General features: G+C 58.0%; 15 protein-coding genes and 2 pseudogenes. 7 read left to right on the top strand and 10 right to left on the bottom strand.

The window, feature by feature from the left end; genetic code table 11:
• The first annotated feature begins 12 nt into the window (after positions 1-12).
• Positions 13-345: a DUF1801 domain-containing protein gene (locus ACZ1HJ_RS08180; RefSeq protein WP_472721806.1), complete on the top strand. Its 333-nt coding sequence runs from the start codon at positions 13-15 to the stop codon at positions 343-345.
• On the opposite strand, the gene rnr is transcribed toward ACZ1HJ_RS08180, so the two are convergent.
• The 3 genes from rnr to dapE all read right to left on the bottom strand — a co-directional run bounded on the left by rnr (position 329) and on the right by dapE (position 4,455).
• Positions 329-2,581, bottom strand: a complete 2,253-nt coding sequence (gene rnr / locus ACZ1HJ_RS08175) for a ribonuclease R (protein WP_472721805.1) — start codon at positions 2,579-2,581, stop codon at positions 329-331. The genes ACZ1HJ_RS08180 and rnr overlap by 17 nt on opposite strands.
• 151 nt (positions 2,582-2,732) lie before the next feature.
• Entirely contained in the window at positions 2,733-3,299 is a 567-nt protein-coding gene (locus tag ACZ1HJ_RS08170; RefSeq protein ID WP_472721804.1) for a TIGR04282 family arsenosugar biosynthesis glycosyltransferase, read from the bottom strand.
• Between the two features lie 4 nt (positions 3,300-3,303).
• The gene (dapE, locus tag ACZ1HJ_RS08165) at positions 3,304-4,455 is read right to left on the bottom strand and encodes a succinyl-diaminopimelate desuccinylase (protein ID WP_472721803.1); all 1,152 of its coding nucleotides are present in this window, start codon (positions 4,453-4,455) and stop codon (positions 3,304-3,306) included.
• A 298-nt stretch (positions 4,456-4,753) separates the two neighbouring features.
• Here dapE and ACZ1HJ_RS08160 point away from each other — a divergent pair, with 298 nt between their 5' ends.
• Positions 4,754-6,331 (top strand): Hint domain-containing protein, encoded by a 1,578-nt coding sequence (locus tag ACZ1HJ_RS08160; protein WP_472721802.1) that lies wholly within the window; start codon positions 4,754-4,756, stop codon positions 6,329-6,331.
• A 1-nt stretch (position 6,332) separates the two neighbouring features.
• Complete coding sequence (locus tag ACZ1HJ_RS08155; RefSeq protein WP_472721801.1) at positions 6,333-7,424, top strand: Hint domain-containing protein; 1,092 nt, start codon at positions 6,333-6,335, stop codon at positions 7,422-7,424.
• A 15-nt stretch (positions 7,425-7,439) separates the two neighbouring features.
• Here ACZ1HJ_RS08155 and ACZ1HJ_RS08150 read toward each other — a convergent pair whose 3' ends face one another.
• The 3 genes from ACZ1HJ_RS08150 to ACZ1HJ_RS08140 all read right to left on the bottom strand — a co-directional run bounded on the left by ACZ1HJ_RS08150 (position 7,440) and on the right by ACZ1HJ_RS08140 (position 9,667).
• Positions 7,440-7,814: a hypothetical protein gene (locus tag ACZ1HJ_RS08150; protein WP_472721800.1), complete on the bottom strand. Its 375-nt coding sequence runs from the start codon at positions 7,812-7,814 to the stop codon at positions 7,440-7,442.
• Complete coding sequence (gene dapD / locus ACZ1HJ_RS08145; protein WP_472721799.1) at positions 7,765-8,592, bottom strand: 2,3,4,5-tetrahydropyridine-2,6-dicarboxylate N-succinyltransferase; 828 nt, start codon at positions 8,590-8,592, stop codon at positions 7,765-7,767. The genes ACZ1HJ_RS08150 and dapD overlap by 50 nt, the downstream gene beginning before the upstream one ends.
• 154 nt (positions 8,593-8,746) lie before the next feature.
• On the bottom strand, positions 8,747-9,667 hold the full coding sequence (locus tag ACZ1HJ_RS08140) for a threonine/serine dehydratase (protein ID WP_472721798.1): 921 nt from the start codon (positions 9,665-9,667) through the stop codon (positions 8,747-8,749).
• Between the two features lie 77 nt (positions 9,668-9,744).
• Between ACZ1HJ_RS08140 and ACZ1HJ_RS08135 the strand changes: the two genes are divergently transcribed.
• Positions 9,745-10,575, top strand: coding sequence for an LOG family protein (locus tag ACZ1HJ_RS08135; RefSeq protein WP_472721797.1), 831 nt, complete (start codon positions 9,745-9,747; stop codon positions 10,573-10,575).
• A gap of 36 nt (positions 10,576-10,611) precedes the next feature.
• Here the strand turns inward: ACZ1HJ_RS08135 and ACZ1HJ_RS08130 are convergent, their stop codons facing one another.
• From ACZ1HJ_RS08130 to ilvD, 4 genes are all read right to left on the bottom strand, one after another.
• Positions 10,612-10,989 carry a hypothetical protein gene (locus ACZ1HJ_RS08130; protein WP_472721796.1) on the bottom strand — a complete coding sequence of 126 codons (378 nt, stop codon included), beginning with the start codon at positions 10,987-10,989 and terminating at the stop codon, positions 10,612-10,614.
• Between the two features lie 11 nt (positions 10,990-11,000).
• The gene (locus tag ACZ1HJ_RS08125) at positions 11,001-11,774 is read right to left on the bottom strand and encodes a DUF6478 family protein (RefSeq protein WP_472721795.1); all 774 of its coding nucleotides are present in this window, start codon (positions 11,772-11,774) and stop codon (positions 11,001-11,003) included.
• A gap of 180 nt (positions 11,775-11,954) precedes the next feature.
• Positions 11,955-12,515 (bottom strand): L,D-transpeptidase, encoded by a 561-nt coding sequence (locus ACZ1HJ_RS08120; RefSeq protein ID WP_472721794.1) that lies wholly within the window; start codon positions 12,513-12,515, stop codon positions 11,955-11,957.
• 147 nt (positions 12,516-12,662) lie between these two features.
• The gene (gene ilvD / locus ACZ1HJ_RS08115) at positions 12,663-14,390 is read right to left on the bottom strand and encodes a dihydroxy-acid dehydratase (RefSeq protein WP_472721793.1); all 1,728 of its coding nucleotides are present in this window, start codon (positions 14,388-14,390) and stop codon (positions 12,663-12,665) included.
• A 130-nt stretch (positions 14,391-14,520) separates the two neighbouring features.
• On the opposite strand from ilvD, the gene ACZ1HJ_RS08110 reads away from it, so the two are divergent.
• From ACZ1HJ_RS08110 to ACZ1HJ_RS08100, 3 genes and pseudogenes are all read left to right on the top strand, one after another.
• On the top strand, positions 14,521-15,408 hold the full coding sequence (locus ACZ1HJ_RS08110) for a lysostaphin resistance A-like protein (protein WP_472721792.1): 888 nt from the start codon (positions 14,521-14,523) through the stop codon (positions 15,406-15,408).
• A gap of 63 nt (positions 15,409-15,471) precedes the next feature.
• A pseudogene (gene accD, locus ACZ1HJ_RS08105) lies at positions 15,472-16,421 on the top strand (acetyl-CoA carboxylase, carboxyltransferase subunit beta).
• Positions 16,418-17,691: pseudogene (locus ACZ1HJ_RS08100) on the top strand (bifunctional folylpolyglutamate synthase/dihydrofolate synthase). Before accD ends, ACZ1HJ_RS08100 begins: the two co-directional pseudogenes overlap by 4 nt.
• Positions 17,692-17,989: the final 298 nt, after the last annotated feature.

Genomic DNA, 17,989 nt, shown 5'->3' with positions numbered 1-17,989 from the left:
CAGGAGGGTGTAATGGCGCTCCGATTGGTGATTTTCAACGTCGCGGCAACGCTTCCTGCAGTGGGTCCGTTGAAAGAAGCACTTAGATGGGGTCAACCTGCGTATCTTACACATAACCGTGCAGGATCAACGCTGAGGCTCGGCCCGCATCGCGATGCGACTTTTGCCATATTCGCCCACTGCCAGAGCACGATCATCAGCAGCTATGCGCAAGCCTTTCCCGGCTGGGACCGGATAGATGGCAATCGGGCCGTGTTATTCGACGATGTCGCGCAGATTGAACCGGAGCGTCTGGCGCATCTGGTCCGACACGCGCTGACATATCACCTCAGCGACGCCGCTTGACCTTGCGCTTGGTTTTGTCGGACTTGCGTTTCGCACTCTTGAGACGGCGTTTCACCGGCCCACCGCGTCGGCCATTGTCGGATTTTGGCATTGCCTTGCCATCAAGGCTGATCAGATCAAGCGCCAAGCCGCCTGTTACCGGTGCGGCTTCGGCCAGGCGCACAGTCACCCGCTGACCCAGCCCGATGGTTACGCCTGTATCGGAACCCGTCAGCGTGGCGCTGTCCCGGTCAAAATTGAAAAATTCGCGTCCCAGACTGCGCACCGGGATCAACCCATCGGCCCCGGTTTCATCCAGCCGCACAAAGGCGCCAAACTTGGCCACGCCACTGATCCGGCCACTGAAATCTTCGCCCAACCGTTCGGACAGAAACGCAGCAAGGTAACGATCATTCGTGTCGCGTTCGGCCATCATGGAACGGCGTTCGGTATCGCTGATATGCGCCGCAGTGCCGTCAAGTTGATCCTGATCCGCCTGGCTCAGGCCGTCATCCCCCCAGCCATGCGCCGTCACCAGTGCCCGATGCACGATCAGGTCGGCATAGCGCCGGATTGGTGAGGTAAAATGCGCATAGGCCTTGAGGGCCAACCCGAAATGGCCAAAATTCGCAGGCGCATAATAGGCCTGTGTCATGGCGCGCAGGGTCGACATGTTGATCTGCTCTGAATGATCTGTGTCTTGCGCGGCGTGCAACAGCGCATTGAGATGCGCGGTTTTCAGCACCTGCCCCTTGGCCAGCACCAGACCCGCGGCTTCGGCCACTTCGCGCAGACTGTCGAGTTTTTCAGGTGGTGGCTCTTCGTGGACCCGGAAAAGCAGCGGTGTTTTTTTAGCGATCAGAGTCTCTGCGGCAGCCACATTGGCCAACACCATGAACTCCTCGATCAGTTTGTGCGCCTCGAGCCGCTCGCTGAATTTCACGCTTTCCACCACACCATCTTCGCTCAGAACAACCTTGCGTTCCGGCAGATCGAGATCGAGCGGTTGCCGGTTCTTTCGCGCGTCCTTGAGTGCGTCATAGGCGGCATATAGCGGGCGGATCACATCCTCCATCAACGGCGCGCATTTTTCATTGGGCGCGCCATCCATCGCCGCTTGAACCTCTTGATAGTTCAGCGAGGCAGGCGATTTCATCAGGCCGCGGTGAAACCGGTGCCCGATCTTTTCGCCATGGGCGTTGACCTGCATGCGCACGGCAATGCAGGCACGTGGCACGCCTTCATGCAGAGAACAGAGATCACCCGAGAGCCGGTCCGGCAGCATTGGCACCACGCGGTCCGGAAAATAGCTGGAATTCCCGCGTTTTCGTGCCTCGCGGTCAAGGGCACTTGCCGATGTGACGTAATGGGCGACATCCGCAATCGCGACCCAGATTACGTGCCCCCCTGCGTTCTTGGGATCGTCATCCGCGTGGGCAAAACAGGCATCGTCGTGGTCACGTGCATCCGCCGGGTCAATGGTAATCAACGGCATATCACGCAGGTCTTCGCGACCATCCAGACCGGCGGGTGTCATGGCGTCCGCCTCCGCAATCACGTCGTCGGAAAAATCATCCGGGATGCCGTGCTGGTGAATGGCAATCAAAGATACGGCTTTGGGGGCAGACGGGTCTCCCAACCGCTGCACGACACGCGCGCGCGGCAGCCCCATGCGCCCCTTTGGGCCGGCCTGTTCAGCCTCGACCAACTCGCCATCCTTGGCCCCACCAGTCGCGTCCCCCAGAACCTCCCATTCCTTGCTGTCACCCTTGTCGATCGGCATGATCCGACCGCCCTCGGTCCGCTTGCGGAAAATGCCCAGCACCTTCAACGGATTTGTGCCGATGCGCCGGATCAACCGCCCCTCATACTGGTGCGCTTCACCACGAATTTCGGTCAGGCGGGCAAGGATGCGGTCACCCTCACCCAAAGCGGGATCACTGGCTTTTGCGACAAGAAGAACCGTTGGTGCACTGCCTTCCCCCTGCCATTCCATGGGCTGCGCAATCAAATCGCCGTCGGGCGTCTGGCCCGAAACCTGCAACACGCTGACAGGCGGCAATTTATCGGGGTCGCGGTAGGTTTTCTTGCGCTTCTGCAGATGCCCTTCCGCCTCGAGCTCCTTCAACATACGTTTCAAATCGATCCGCGCCGCCCCTTTGATGCCAAAGGCACGGGTAATATCGCGTTTCGAGGTCAGGGTCGGGTTGTCGGAAATCCACTGCAGGATTTCATCTTTTGTCGGCATCTTGCTCATGCCCCACGCCTAACATGAAAACGAGGGGTGTACCACGCAGGAAAGACCCGTGCGGCGGGTCAGGGTTTGGGGTGAAACCCCAAGGGCTGCGTGCCCTGAACGCATGCCAACCAGCGTGAGCGATCGCGAACTCCAGTTGGCACCAGCGGGCTCAAAGATCAGCAACGGTATCTACATCGCGCAACATATCTATCTGTGCAATCCGTAGCCCCGCCATACTGGCCATGCTATCCGCGAGCGCATGTTCCGTGGACCAGCGCACGTTTTTGAACACACCTGCCGGGACGGTGATACGTTTCATGCCCACCAACCAGTATCCGCCATCCGGCGCGGGCCCGAAAACGGTTTCATGCCCGCCCAATGTCGCAAACGCACGGGCGATATGGGACTTGCGGATGCCTGGAATATCACCGCCGATGATGCAAACCGGGCCCGGCGGAAGCTCTTGCATCAAACGGCCCATTCGCGCGCCCAAATCACCCGGTCCTTGTGGGAAACGTGCCAAATGCGCCGGCCACACGCGGGACATCAGGCCAGCATGGTCCGGTGCAACGGCAAGCAGCAGGCGCCAACGCGGGTCCTCTAGCTCTCGCAGCAATCGCTGAACTTGGTGACGAAACCACCAGGATGCGCCGACCATGCCGATATCGCGACCAAGACGGGTTTTGACGCGTCCGGGACGTGGTTCTTTTAGCATGACAACCAGCGTGGGATGCATGATCTCAGGCGAAATAATCGCGCAGAATGCGAGTATAAACCGATTTCAACTGGCTAATCTGCTCGACCACGACATGTTCATCCACCTGATGCATGCTCTGGCCGACAAGGCCAAATTCAACCACCGGGCAATGGTCCTTGATAAATCTGGCGTCGGACGTGCCCCCGGTTGTCGAAAGCTCCGGCACAATACCGGTTTCCGCCTCAACCGCAGCGGCCACCAAATCCGACAAATCGCCCGGAGGCGTCACAAAGCTTTCACCGGACACTTTGACATTCATCGCTCCGCTAACATCGAATGCCGCGCTGACGTCGTCCAGCTCCTGTTGCATCCAGTCGATCAGGCTTTGGCTGTTATGAGCGTCATTGAAGCGAATATTGACGGTTGCACTGCATTCCGCCGGGATGACGTTGGTTGTCGGGTTGCCCGTGTCGATTGTCACAACGGCCAGCGTGGAGGGATCGAAATGGTCTGTGCCTTCATCCAACACGCGTGATGACAACCTGTCCATCAAACGTGCCATCGCGGGCATCGGGTTCCGCGCCCGGTGCGGATACGCGGCATGCCCCTGCACGCCAGTAACCGTGAACCACGCCGACAAGGATCCGCGCCGCCCGATCTTGATCATGTCGCCCATCACATCAGGACAGGTCGGCTCCCCCACAAGGCACACATCCATCGCTTCATCGTTGGCGTTCATCCAATCCAGCAACGCAACGGTTCCATCCACGGCGTCACCTTCCTCATCACCGGTAATCGCAATTACCAATGCGCCATCTGCTGGCATCTCGTGGGTAAAATCGATTGCCGCCGCCACATAGGCCGCAACGGCTGACTTCATGTCCGTTGATCCACGGCCCCAAAGCTTGCCGTCTTTGATCTCAGCCCCGAAAGGTGGCATGCTCCATGCGGCTTCGTCACCCAGAGGCACCACATCGGTGTGGCCGTTGAACCCAAAAGTCTTGGCAGCATCTTTATCGCCCCACCGGGCAAAGAGGTTGGATATCCCGTTCCGATCAACCCGTGTGCAGTCAAACCCTGCCTGTTCCAGCCGTTTTTCCAACAGGACAAGCGCACCCCCTTCCTGTGGTGTCACAGACGGGCATCGTACCAGGGCAGCGGTCAACTCAACGGGATCAACAGGGCTTTGGGACATGATCGCTCACAGCTTTTCTTACCTCTTTGCGGCCTAGCGCGGATTTCTGCAAAGCGCAAATGCCACAAAAAAATCGCATATTTCCAGATTGTGCAGATGTTCAGATTTTAAACCTTAACAGGTGCCGCTTTATTTGCTAACCAGTCCTTAATAAATGACCCGAGGCAGGGCAAAATCAGCAGGGCCGCAAAGGCCCCATATCGAGCGGGCAATCAGATTGTCCAAATAAAATAAGGCAGGGAAAACCCTGTCACGCTGGCGTTTTGCGCTGTCTCCAACATATGGGTTGGGGCAGTAGATGGTTGCAGGTACAGAGTTACCGATCAATAGAAATGCCACTGCGACGCAGATGGCAGAGGCGATTTTCGGCGACGGCGTGACCGTTGTCACCGCGTCTTACACGGGCGACCGGGATTCGTCGGGCATTTACACGAACGGCGACGCCATTTCGCCAAATGTTACACCCGGCGATACGGGCGTACTCTTTTCCACTGGCGATCTGCGCGGTTTCACCAACAACGCGTCACAATCCAACCTGCGCACGGGCACGACCACAAATTCCAGTGGCCCCAACAACGACCCATTCTTCAACGCCGCAGCTGGTACTTCGACTTTCGATGCCTCCTACATAGACGTCGATTTCATCCCGACCGGCGATGTGATGACGATGCAATTCGTCTTTTCATCTGAAGAATATCCCGAATTCACCAACGGTCAGTTTCAGGATTTTGTGGGCGTCTGGATCAACGGGACACAGGTGGATCTGGCCGTCGGCGATGGTGACATTGATCCCAACAATGTGAATTCGGGCAGCAACGGCAACCTGTTCATTGATAACACGGCCGATCAGTTCAACACTGAAATGGACGGCTTTACCGTCACCATGACATTGACCATTCCGGTCAATAGTGGCGATCTCAATTCGATCCGGATCGGTATCGCGGACGTGGCCGACAATCGTTACGATTCCACTCTTCTCATTGCCGGTGACAGCATACAGACCACACTCGTGGCCACGGATGACAGCTCGAATCTATTCCCGACCGGGTCCAAGACCATCGACCTGTTGGGCAATGACATCAACAATACCGGCGGCACGCTGACGATCACCGAAATCAACGGCCAATCCGTAACGGCAGGTTCGATAATTACGTTGGGCAGCGGTCAACAGATCACGGTGAACGGTGATGGCACGATTACCATCGTGGGCGACGGCGATGTTGAAGATGTCAATTTCACCTACGAGGTTTCGAGCACGACCGGCGCGACAGATGTCGGTTTTGTCACCGTGTCATCGATCCCGTGTTTTGTGGCAGGCACGCTGATCCGCACACCAGATGGTGAAGTTCCTGTGGATCACCTGGAACCGGGTGATCTGGTGATGACGCAAGATGACGGTGCGCAGCCTTTGCGCTGGATCGGGCAACGGCGCGTTGACGCCGTGGGTGATTTTGCCCCAATCCGCATTGCTGCAAAAACCTTTGGCAGTCACCGCGAGCTCTTGTTGTCGCCGCTGCACCGGGTTTTGATCCGCGACAGTCTGGCCGAGCTGTTGTTCGGCGAGGCAGAGGTTTTGGTCGCCGCCCGCGATCTGGTCAATGACCGGTCCGTCCGCCGCGTGGAGGGCGGTAGCGTGGACTACGTACATATCCTTTTTGATCGTCATCAGGTGGTGTTTTCGGAGGGTCTGGAAACCGAAAGCTTCCTGCCGGGGCCACAGACTGCAAAAAGTTTTGAAGCCGAAATCGTGCAGGAGATTTGCACCCTCTTTCCCGAAATCGACCCTGAGACAGGTGCCGGCTACAGCCCCGCGGCCCGACGCACGCTGAAACGCTACGAGGCGCAATTGCTCATGACCGGCACAAAGGTCGCCTAGGATGGGTTGGATTGGCATCGCCGATCAGATCGGCAGTCGATTCGATGAGCGCGGCCTTGGCGCCAATGCCCGCCATGATGGCAACCCGCGGGATCCCGAAACACTGATGCCGCGTGGCACCTTGATGTTGGAAACTCATCTTACACCGGCCAAGAGACCACAAACCCTGCTTTCTTTCCGTCGGCACTATCCGTGGATCGGCGCTTTCTCTCTACAAATGCTGCCCGGAGGCGGCATCATTCTGGTCGAAACGCAAGGCGATGATGTGCGTCATGTGACGCTGCCCCACGACCCCAACAACCGGATCAGCGTCTTGCGCCTGACCTATTGCTGGGACGCGCCAGGAAAATGGGCACGCCTCACGCTGGAGCAGCCGGAAACAGACAAAATACATACGGTGATGCTGGACCCGCCACATCCCATTCCGCTGAGCGACATGCATAATGTCATCACGGACCCTCGCCAACGAGAACTGCATGACGAGGTCGACTTCATCGCGGTATCCTCGCGGATCGAGCCGGTCGGTCCCATGCCGGGATTGGCCGGAAGCGTGCCGATCGCGACGCCCCGGGGTTCAACTTTTGCCGATCGGCTGCGGCGCGGTGATCTGGTTCTGACGGCGGATGGCACCGTTGTGCCTGTGCTTCAAACCGTCAGCCGCACAGTGCCCGCACGCGGCAGTTTCCGGCCCGTTTTGATCCGCGCGCCGTATTTCGGGCTCTACCGCGACGTTGTACTGGCCCCGCAGCAACGACTGGTGATGGGGGGCTCCGAAGTTGAGTACATGTTCGGTAAAGAGGCCGTATTGGCACCGGCATGGCATCTTGTGAACGGCATATCCACCCGTTTCGCGGACAGTCCCGATCTCATGACGTATCACCACATATTGCTGCCAGGACATGAGGCGATCATTGCCGCCGGGTGCGAGGTGGAGAGCCTGTTTGTCGGTCGGTTGCGGCGCAAACCGGATCAGTTGAACGCAAGTGTGTTGGCGGGTGCAAACAGATCACATCTGCCAGAGCATCCACAACCGATATGGCCGGTCCTGAAACCTTTCGAAGCCATTACATTGGCCATGCACCGCGCTGCATAGGATTGTTCGCAGGGGTCAATCGTAAAACGGGGATACCTGCGCGACGATCACGGCGTTTTCGTCCAAGGCGCGTTGCATCAGGCCGCGCTCCTCATCGCTGATCTCATGGCCTTCTGCCAGACGCTCATCCAATGTGCCATACCCCGTGACATCAAGCGGCGCCGTATCGGCTTGCTTGAGGATGGCAACTGTCTCGCGCACCGCTTCGGCTTCGTCGATACCGCTGGCATAGATCACAAGAGCGGCGCCGGTCGCTTTCGCGTCCAACCCGTCACCTTCCTTGCGGCCGATCTCCACCAGCAGGGTAAATGCCTGCTGGCGGGACTTTTTCTTGGGTTTGTCAGTCACGCAACAACTCGTTGATGCCGGTCTTGGAGCGGGTTCTCTCATCCACGCGTTTGACGATCACAGCACAGTAAAGGCTGATATTGTTCTTGGTCGGCATCGAACCGGCCACTACAACCGAATAGGGGGGCACTTCGCCATAAAACACTTCACCTGTCTCACGATCGACAATCTTGGTGGACTGTCCGATGAACACGCCCATGCCCAAAACCGAGCCTTCGCGCACGATGCAGCCTTCAACAACTTCAGAGCGCGCGCCGATAAAACAATTGTCTTCGATAATCGTGGGGCCCGCCTGCATCGGTTCCAGCACGCCGCCAATTCCAACGCCGCCCGACAGGTGCACGTTCTTCCCAATCTGAGCGCAACTGCCCACAGTCGCCCATCCGTCAACCATCGATCCCTCGTCAACATAGGCACCGATGTTCACAAAGCTCGGCATCAGCACCACGCCCGGCGCCACAAAGGCCGAGCGTCGAACGATTGATCCCGGCACCGCACGGAACCCTGCATCGCGCCACTGGCTCTCGTTCCAGCCATCGAATTTCGAAGGCACTTTGTCCCACCACCCAGCATTATCCGGACCACCCTCGATGATCGCCATGTCATTGAGGCGGAACGACAAGAGAACGGCCTTTTTGGCCCATTGATTGACATGCCATTCACCGGTGTCGCGGGGCTCGGCCACACGCAATGTGCCGCTGTCCAGCGCATGCAGCGTGTCTTCGATGGCTTCGCGCGTTTCACCGGTCGTGTCGGTATTGATGGTATCGCGCACATCCCATGCGGCTTCGATGGCTGTTTCAAGCTGTGCGTTCGACATGACGGGGCTCCCTTGCGGTGATCAGATATGTTCTGTCATCGCCTATAAGATGCCCCGTCGCGATGCGCAATGCGACCACGTGCGGGCAAACCGCGGCAGCAAAGACGCGCGAGGGCATGGGGTTTGGGCGGGCGGGACCGCCCGAGCGCGGCTTTTACGTCAAAGGCTCAGGCGCGATGTTCCCACCGCAGAGCAAGATCGCAACCCGCTCGTCGGGTGCCGGCGTGTAGGCGCCCGACATCAATGCCGCTAATGCAGCCGCCCCGGCAGGTTCCACCAACAGGCGCATCGCCTGCCACAGCCATCGCTGCGCCGCGGTAATCTCTTCGTCATTCACCAGAACCGTTTTGATGCCAAATTTCTGCGCAATCTCAAAACCAATTCCACCAATACGGCGGGCTCCCAACGCATTTGCGGCGATGCCCGACACGGCAATATCCACCGGATCCCCTGCATTTTGGGCCGCATACAAGGTTTGGCAAGTTTCCGGCTCAACCGCGACGACGTTGCGCGTACCGTTCAACCAGGCCAACGACCCCGCAATCAAACCGCCACCGCCAACGGCAATCATCACCGTGTCCGCATCCAAACCTTGTGCTTCCCATTCCGCCATGCAGGTGCCCTGCCCCGCCACCGTCGCGGGCGCGTCATACGCGTGGATCTGCATCGCGCCACTGGCCTCTTCCACCTCTCGCGCCATATTGAGCGCATTCGCATATTCCCCCGGCACAACCGTCAGTTTTGCGCCGCACCGTTCAATAAGCGCGATTTTTGCGGGGCCTGCGTTTTCAGGCACAAAAATCTGCGCCACATGACCCAGATGCTGGGCCGCATGGGCAACCGCCGCACCGTGGTTGCCACCCGAAGCCGCCACCAAACCCGCCTGTGGCACCGGACCGCTCAGCAATGAATTGTAAGCACCCCGTGCTTTAAAGCTGCCGGTATGCTGCAGATGCTCCAACTTGAACGTCACCTGATGCGCCACGCCCGGCACATCCGCCTTGATAACAGGCGTCTGTCTGACATGGCCGCGTATGCGCTCTGCCGCTTCGGATATTTTATCTTTCCAGTCCATTTCACGCCCTTCACTGGTCAAGTCCACAGAGAACCTATACCCCTTACAGAAGATACCCAAGCAAGGATGTCCCACCCATGAAAGACGACCGCCGTAGCCAGTTCCGCGACGCACATTCCGACCGCTCAACTGTGGAACAAGTGCCCGATACGCCCCAAACCCGTGCGCCCGCCTACCGGTTGGCGTTCGACGATCAGGATTTCATGTGCCGCGATGAATTGCGGCCGGTACGGTTGCAATTGGAGCTGCTCAAGCCCGAGATGATCCTCAACGAAAGCGGTATCGAAAGCACAGTGGTTTTGTTTGGCGGCGCCCGGATTCCCGAACCGTCCAAAAAGGATGAGGCCCGGACAAAGACGCTGGCTGATCTGTCGCATTACTACGATGAAGCCCGGGAATTTGCCCGGTTGATGACAGAAAAATCCATGGCCAGCTATGGCCGCGAGAATGTTGTTGTGACGGGCGGCGGCCCGGGCGTCATGGAGGCCGGCAACCGTGGAGCGGATGATGCAGGCGGCAAATCAATCGGCCTTAACATCGTTTTGCCCCATGAACAGGCGCCCAATGAATATGTGACGCCCGATCTGTGCTTCAACTTCCACTATTTCGCCATTCGCAAAATGCACTTCTTGATGCGCGCAAAAGCGATTTGTGTCTTTCCGGGCGGGTTTGGCACTTTGGACGAAACCTTCGAGGCGTTGACTCTGATTCAAACGGATCGGATGAACCCCGTGCCTTTCCTGCTCTTTGGTGAAGAGTTCTGGCGCTCGATCATCAATTGGGAAGCACTGGCTGACGCGGGCACCATTTCGCCCGAAGATCTTGATCTCTTCCGGTTTGTCGAAACGGCTCAGGACGCCATGGACATCATCGAAAACTGGGAGGTCTCTGGCCCACCAGCGAAATAGCTACGCGTTGTCAGAAGCGAGAAATGACCTGCGAGCCTAAGTGGTTTCGAGACAGTGCCGTCGGAAGGCGCGCTTGAGCAGGTCCAGCTCTTCGCGCAGAAGCGCCACCTCTGCGCGAATATCGTAGCTTAGCGCGTCGCCAGACATCAGGGCGAAGCTGTCCAGCATTTCACCGCTGCGCTTATCGCAGATGACGAACGTCTGCACACCATCCGCGATCATCTCGACCGGGATCGGTACCCGCAAGACCCACAGGTTTTCCGCCGGTTTTTCCGTGACTTGCACACCGGGAACAGGCTTTTGCAAATGTGTAACTTCGATCTCAGGCTGATAGTTGCCTTCCCCTTCATGGGTCAGCACCCCCTCCCATACGCCTTCAAACAGGCGCGTTTTGGTCAATGTGAGATCTCGCATAAGTGCCTCCGTCAAAACTCGGCCCGTGGACGGCGGCCAAAAGTCAGATCGCGCAGGATCACTTGGCTCATCTGCGGGTTTTCAAAAATCAGATCGATCCAGGCGCGCTCAATGCGTTTCTCATTCAATTGGCTATAGGCCAGATCAAACTCGACCATTACATCGGTTTCATGCAAGGGCAGTTCGCGCACGATCTGTTCGGTATTGGGCCCGTGTTTGATGTTGAGACGGGCAAAAATTTCCAGCGGCTTTTCCAGTTCCACAATCGTATCCATGCGGATCAGGTGGTTCCGGGTCAAACGGTCAACCGCTTCGAACGGCAAATCCAACACCAGAGACAGAAACGAACCGTCAAAGCTGAAAACATCCATACGTAAGCCGAACGGGGCCAAATCCGCCTCACGACTGTTACGCAATTGGCGCAAAGTGAGCTCGGAATGTGCACAATCATGAAACAGTGTTACTTCGTCGCCCAACATGGATTTGCTTTCCACCGAAGACATTCCGGGGTTGGAAAGCGGCTCGCGCCATAAAGACGGACGCCACGACCAGTCTGTACCATGGGGCTTGGGGAACGCGTTGGAGCCGATCATCGGCAATGCCAACCGATTATCCGCAACTGACACAACTTCGTTGAGTGAATACATAAGCTTACGGGCGCGCGCACGCTCAGATCGCAGTAAGGAATGACGCAGTTTTGGCGCATCACGGGCCACACGGCTCCACCGGCGCAATTCACGTTTGTGACGCGCCCAGTCCAATAAAGCACTGCGTAGTTTTATCATTGCGGATCCATCTTGCCCTGGTTCCGTCCCAGTCTGCCCCAAGTCGCCCTTCCATAGCATTAACCATGATTTGGAAACAATCCACCCTATTCGTTGGAAGATAGATCCAAATCCCACAGCACCGGCTGAGGGCCGGTCAACGCCAATGACAAGCGGTTGGGGGGGCGACCCGAGGTCGATTTACAAGAGCAGCACTTGGGTTCCAACGTCCACTTCGGCAAAAAGCGCCGCGATATGTTCGTTGTAGAGCCCGATGCACCCGGACGATGACATGCGACCGATCTTGCGCGTGTCATGTGTGCCGTGGATCAGATACGCAGGCCACGACAAATACAGGGCGTGGGTGCCCAACGGATTGCCCTCGCCCGGTGGCATAAATTCAGGCAGTGAAGGATCGCGTTCGCGCATCGAGGCGGTCGGCGTCCAGCTTGGGCCGACTTTCTTACGCACCACTTTCGTGTAACCACGGCGCGTCAGTTCTTCGGTTTTCGGGATCGAAGACGGATAGAGCCGATATGTCTCGTCGTCCGGTCCCCAGTAATGCAATGCACGACTGCTAATATCAGCGACAATCGCCCCTTTGCCAAGCGTGTCGAAATGATCACTCCAATGGCGCGTGAGGAAAGAGGATGCGTTCCGGCGATTTGCGCTGGCGTCCTGCGCGCGCACCAATGTAGGTGCGGCCAAGGCCGAGATGCCGCTCAAAACGGCCGCGCGACGCGTGAATACCTTGTGTGACATGGTTTTTCTTCCTGACTGCCCTGCGGAATGTTTGGACCAATATAGGAATTCACCGGATGGCTTACTATCCACCTTGGGATCGCTTCACGAAATTGTAATCGAGCTGATTTGAAGACCCGGCAACTGTGCTGCCGGGCCATTCGCAGATCAGAGGTCAGCGTAGATATGGCGTTCTTCGACAGCACCGGGGTGGGTGACAGCCCCTTTATAGGTTTCGCCCACCAGCTGCGCATATTTCCAGAGCGCACCGGAGGCGTAAATCGTCTCTCGCGGGCCGGGCCATGCCGCTTTGCGTTTGGCCATATCCTCATCGCTCACCGCTACACTGATCTCGCCCTTGAGGGCATCAATGGTGATCATGTCCCCGTTTTCCAACAGGGCTATCGGGCCGCCATGGGCCGCTTCCGGGCCAACATGACCGACACAGAAACCACGTGTGGCACCCGAGAAACGACCATCGGTGATCAGGGCTACTTTCTTGCCCATACCCTGGCCGCTAAGCGCAGCAGTGGTCGCCAGCATTTCGCGCATGCCGGGGCCACCCGCGGGGCCTTCGTTGCGGATCACAAGCACCTCGCCTTCTTTGTAAGAGCGCTCCTGCACGGCAGCAAAAGCATCCTCCTCGCATTCGAAGACGCGTGCGGGGCCGGTGAATACCTGCTGTTCTTCGCTCATGCCTGCGACTTTGACGATGGCGCCGGACGGGGCCACGTTCCCCTTGAGACCAACGACACCGCCGGTTTTCGTGAGCGGTGTTTCGACGGGATAGATCACGCGGCCATCCGCCTCGCGCGTGATCTTGTCGAGCGCTTCGCCCATGGTGATGCCATCGGCGGTCATGCAGTCTTCGTGGATCAGGCCTGCTTTGCGCAATTCCTTCATCACGACCGGCACGCCACCCACTTCGTAGAGGTCTTTGGCCACAAACTGACCGCCCGGTTTGAGATCAACGAAATAGGGCGTGTCCTTGAAAATGTCGCAGACATCATCAAGGTAAAACTCGATTCCGGCCTCATGGGCGATCGCTGGTAGGTGCAGCCCTGCATTGGTCGATCCGCCGGTGCACGCCACGACACGCGCTGCATTTTCCAATGCTTTGCGCGTGACCACATCACGCGCCCGAATACCTTTTTCAAGCAGCGTCATTACGGCGGAGCCTGAGGCTTCGGCATATTGATCCCGGCTTTCATAAGGCGCAGGTGCGCCGGAGGAATTCATCAGGGCCAACCCGATCGCTTCGGACACGCAGGCCATGGTGTTTGCGGTGAACTGGCCGCCACAGGCACCCGCCGAGGGGCAGGCGACCTTTTCAAGCTTCTCAAGCTCACATTCGCTGAGGTTGCCAGCCTGGTTTTGACCGACGGCCTCGAACACATCCTGCACCGTTACGTCCTTGCCATCGAGACGGCCTGGCAGGATGGACCCGCCATACAGGAAAACGGACGGTACATTCAGGCGCACCATCGCCATCATCATACCGGGCAGGGATTTGTCACAGCCCGCCAGGCCAACAAGCGCGTCATAGCAATGACCGCGCATGGTCAGCTCAACCGTGTCGGCAATTGCCTCACGCGATGCCAAAGAAGAGCGCATGCCCTCATGGCCCATCGCGATCCCGTCGGTTACGGTGATGGTGGTGAATTCGCGCGGCGTACCGCTGGCGTGCTTGACGCCCATCTTGACCGACTGCGCCTGACGATTGAGCGCGATGTTGCACGGTGCTGCCTCGTTCCAGCAGGTGGCCACGCCGATCAACGGCTGATGGATTTCTTCCTCGCTCATGCCCATCGCATAATAGTAAGACCGGTGCGGCGCACGGGCGGGCCCTTCGGTTACGTGACGGCTAGGGAGCTTGGCTTTGTCGAATTTTGTCATGGCGAGGCCTCGTGGAAAATTGTCTGCATCGGTCTAGGACACGGACAGCCATTGGGCAAGCGGGATTGAAGACGTGCCACAAGGCCTTGCGCGATTGCGCATGGTCGCGCACGGTCCTAGGGTCGCTCTTATGCGGTATGACCCTTATGAACATCTGATCGCCCCCGCCCGCCCAACCGCACGCGTGCATTTGCTTGCAACCGGCTTGGTGATGACGGTGCTGACCTATATCGTTCTGGTCTACATGCTGTCCTTCCTGTTGGGCGCGCTATTACCGGGCGGCGGATGGGCCTCTTTCTCTGACGAGCTTGAGACCGCCCGAACCCCGATGGGCGTTCTGGTGAACCTCTTTTTCTTCGCGCTGCTCACGATATCAATCGCGATCACCCTGCGGGTACTTCATCAACGTGGTCTTGGCTCCTTGATTGGACCAACGGTTTTGGCGGTCAAACAGTTCCGGCGGGTGGGTCTGGCTTTGATGATCCTCTTCGCCGTTACAGCCTTGATGCCACTGCCGGATGGGTTGTCAGTCACACCCAATCTGGCGGCGGGGCAGTGGTTGCTATTGCTGCCTTTGTCTCTTCTTGGTTTGCTTATTCAAACCTCCGCAGAAGAAATTGCGTTTCGCGGGTATATTCAGAGCCAGCTGGCCGCGCGGTTTTCCAATCCGGCGGTCTGGATCGTAGCGCCGTCCGTGCTTTTCGGGTTCCTTCATTACGATCCTGAAATACCGCAGGCCAATGCGCTGGTCGTTTTCGCGTGGGCCACGATTTTTGGTATTGTAGCCGCCGATTTGACGGCCCGGTCGGGCACGTTAGGTCCGGCTATTGCATTGCACATGGTCAATAATTTCAGCGCCATCGCTGTGGCCGCCCCAGAGGGGAATTTTGATGGTTTGTCGCTCTATACTTTCCCGTTTTCGCTCGCCTCCCCGGATGAGCTTTATGTTTGGGCACCGCTGGATTTAATGATCCTGCTCTGCAGTTGGCTGGCCGCACGCGTAGCACTGCGTCGTTGATTGCAATTCCCGACACGCACGCTTATTTCTGATCCGAAACATGACGAACTGGACCCTCTTTCGATGAATTGGATCACCAACTACGTGCGCCCTCGGATCAATTCGATCTTTTCGCGCCGCGAGATGCCCGAAAACCTGTGGTCCAAGTGTGACGAATGCGGCACCATGCTGTTCCACCGCGAACTCAGCGAAAACCTGATGGTGTGTACCGGGTGCGGCCACCACATGGTGATCACCCCACGTGAACGCTTGAAGGCCCTGTTCGACGGGGGCATTTTCAGCGATGTCGCCGTCCCTGCGCCCACCGCAGACCCGCTGCAATTCCGCGATCAAAAGAAATATCCGGAACGCATGAAAGCCGCGCAAAAGTCGACCGGTGAGCCGGACGCCATGCTGGTCGCCACGGGCGAAATCGGGCGGACGCCCATCGTCGCTGCGGCACAAGATTTTAGCTTTATGGCCGGGTCGATGGGCATGTATGTGGGCAACGCGATCATTGCCGCCGCCGAAGAGGCCGTGCGCCTCAAACGCCCGTTGATCCTGTTTTCCGCGGCGGGCGGCGCGCGCATGCAGGAGGGCATTCTGAGCCTGATGCAGATGCCCCGGACCACGGTGGCCGTCCAGATGCTGAAAGAAGCAGGCCTGCCTTACATTGTGGTGCTAACGCATCCCACGACCGGCGGCGTGACCGCCAGCTACGCGATGCTGGGTGATGTCCACATTGCCGAGCCCAATGCCCTGATATGTTTTGCCGGGCCAAGGGTGATTGAACAAACCATTCGCGAAAAGCTGCCCGAAGGGTTCCAGCGTGCGGAATACTTGTTGGATCACGGCATGCTCGACCGCGTCACACCGCGTCCACAAATGCGGGACGAGTTGATCACCATAACGCGCATGCTGTTGGGCCTCCCCCGGCAGTGAAAGGCGATCTACCCGCCCCTGATCCATCGGAACAAACACCCGATCCGGCCGCAACGGAACTTCCGGCCGACAAGAAGACTGCAAAAAAATGACGGCCGGCACGTCTGACATCATCCTCGACAGGATGATGGCGCTGCACCCCAAAATCATCGATCTCACACTAGACCGCGTTTGGCGTCTGCTGGACGCATTGGGTAATCCGCAGGACAATCTACCCCCTGTCATTCATCTGGCGGGCACCAATGGCAAGGGATCGACCCAAGCCATGATACGTGCGGGACTGGAAGCGGCGGGCCATCACGTGCATGCCTATACCTCGCCCCATCTGGCGCGGTTTCACGAGCGAATTCGGCTGGCGGGTGAATTGATTTCCGAGCCAGAATTGATGGCTGTGCTGGACGAATGCTATGCTGCGAACAACGGAGAGGCGATCACCTATTTCGAAATCACGACCTGTGCTGCCTTGCTGGCAATGTCGCGAACGCCTGCGGATTTTACCCTGCTCGAAGTGGGTCTGGGCGGGCGGTTGGACGCCACAAACGTCATCGCCAACCCTGCGCTAACCGTGATCACGCCTGTGTCGATCGATCACGAACAGTTCCTCGGCAATACACTTGCAAAAATCGCGGCGGAAAAGGCTGGTATTCTCAAACGGCAGATACCGTGTGTTGTTGGCCCCCAGCAGGACGATGCCATGGATGTGATCGAAGCCAGGGCCGCAGAAGTCGGTGCGCCCCTTATAGCACAGGGCCAACACTGGCATGTGTTTACGGAACGGGGGCGTCTGGTGTTCCAGGACGAGCGAGGCTTGCTTGACCTGCCGATGCCCAACCTGCCCGGCGCGCACCAGATCGAGAATGCAGGGGCAGCGTTGGCCGCCTTGCGTCATCTGGGCTTGAATGAAGCGGCCTGCGAAGCCGCTGTTACCACCGCGTCCTGGCCCGCCCGGATGCAAAAACTGGCGAGAGGCCCCCTGATTGATGCCGCACCTGAGGCTGAGCTATGGCTGGATGGCGGGCACAATGCCGCTGCGGGTCAAGCCCTTGGGCGCCACCTTGCGTCGTTACCGCGCCGTCCGACGCATTTGGTCTGTGGGATGCTGAATACCAAAGATATCGCCGGGTATCTGAAGCCTCTTGCGCAGGAAGCGGCGCAGCTGATCGCCATTTCCATCCCCGGCGAGGCCAATACCCTGCCCGCGGATGAAACCGCTAAGGCTGCGCGCGGCGTGGGTCTCTCGGCCACGACGGCTGAGAACGCTCTTGAAGCGGTGCAAAAGATTGTGGCTGACTCCCCCATGCGCGGATCTTGATCTGCGGCTCGCTATATCTGGCTGGGCATATCCTGCGGGATCACGGATGAAGCATCCGGTTGACCGTTAAAACGATAGAAAAACGACGTTTTTGACAGAATAGAATCAGTTTCTGTTGACCGATTCTGATCTCGCGTCGCCTATACCTGTTGCAATCGATTACATCGCACTGGCATTTCAGCATTTCTCTATTCACTGAAGACACCAGGCAGGACAGACTGAGGGGCCGGATCAACGGCCCCCTTTCTTTTGTGGCCCCTAAATTTGACCGCAAACCACGCTGAATTCCAGCCACCTGAAAACTTAGATTGGTTTTGTATCTGATCGCCAACGGAAAACCCCGGACGC

The sequence above is a fragment of the Roseovarius sp. JB2-10 genome, from assembly GCF_055693585.1.
The sequence above is the reverse complement of the archived record's forward strand: the minus strand, read 5'-3'. Positions and strand labels throughout refer to the sequence as shown.

Bases quoted from the DNA above. Each gene is read 5' to 3' on its own strand.
- ACZ1HJ_RS08180 (WP_472721806.1), top strand. From the start codon at position 13: ATGGCGCTCCGATTGGTGATTTTCAACGTCGCGGCAACGCTTCCTGCA.
- rnr (WP_472721805.1), bottom strand. From the start codon at position 2,581: ATGAGCAAGATGCCGACAAAAGATGAAATCCTGCAGTGGATTTCCGAC.
- ACZ1HJ_RS08170 (WP_472721804.1), bottom strand. From the start codon at position 3,299: ATGCATCCCACGCTGGTTGTCATGCTAAAAGAACCACGTCCCGGACGC.
- dapE (WP_472721803.1), bottom strand. From the start codon at position 4,455: ATGTCCCAAAGCCCTGTTGATCCCGTTGAGTTGACCGCTGCCCTGGTA.
- ACZ1HJ_RS08160 (WP_472721802.1), top strand. From the start codon at position 4,754: ATGGTTGCAGGTACAGAGTTACCGATCAATAGAAATGCCACTGCGACG.
- ACZ1HJ_RS08155 (WP_472721801.1), top strand. From the start codon at position 6,333: ATGGGTTGGATTGGCATCGCCGATCAGATCGGCAGTCGATTCGATGAG.
- ACZ1HJ_RS08150 (WP_472721800.1), bottom strand. From the start codon at position 7,814: ATGAGAGAACCCGCTCCAAGACCGGCATCAACGAGTTGTTGCGTGACT.
- dapD (WP_472721799.1), bottom strand. From the start codon at position 8,592: ATGTCGAACGCACAGCTTGAAACAGCCATCGAAGCCGCATGGGATGTG.
- ACZ1HJ_RS08140 (WP_472721798.1), bottom strand. From the start codon at position 9,667: ATGGACTGGAAAGATAAAATATCCGAAGCGGCAGAGCGCATACGCGGC.
- ACZ1HJ_RS08135 (WP_472721797.1), top strand. From the start codon at position 9,745: ATGAAAGACGACCGCCGTAGCCAGTTCCGCGACGCACATTCCGACCGC.
- ACZ1HJ_RS08130 (WP_472721796.1), bottom strand. From the start codon at position 10,989: ATGCGAGATCTCACATTGACCAAAACGCGCCTGTTTGAAGGCGTATGG.
- ACZ1HJ_RS08125 (WP_472721795.1), bottom strand. From the start codon at position 11,774: ATGATAAAACTACGCAGTGCTTTATTGGACTGGGCGCGTCACAAACGT.
- ACZ1HJ_RS08120 (WP_472721794.1), bottom strand. From the start codon at position 12,515: ATGTCACACAAGGTATTCACGCGTCGCGCGGCCGTTTTGAGCGGCATC.
- ilvD (WP_472721793.1), bottom strand. From the start codon at position 14,390: ATGACAAAATTCGACAAAGCCAAGCTCCCTAGCCGTCACGTAACCGAA.
- ACZ1HJ_RS08110 (WP_472721792.1), top strand. From the start codon at position 14,521: ATGCGGTATGACCCTTATGAACATCTGATCGCCCCCGCCCGCCCAACC.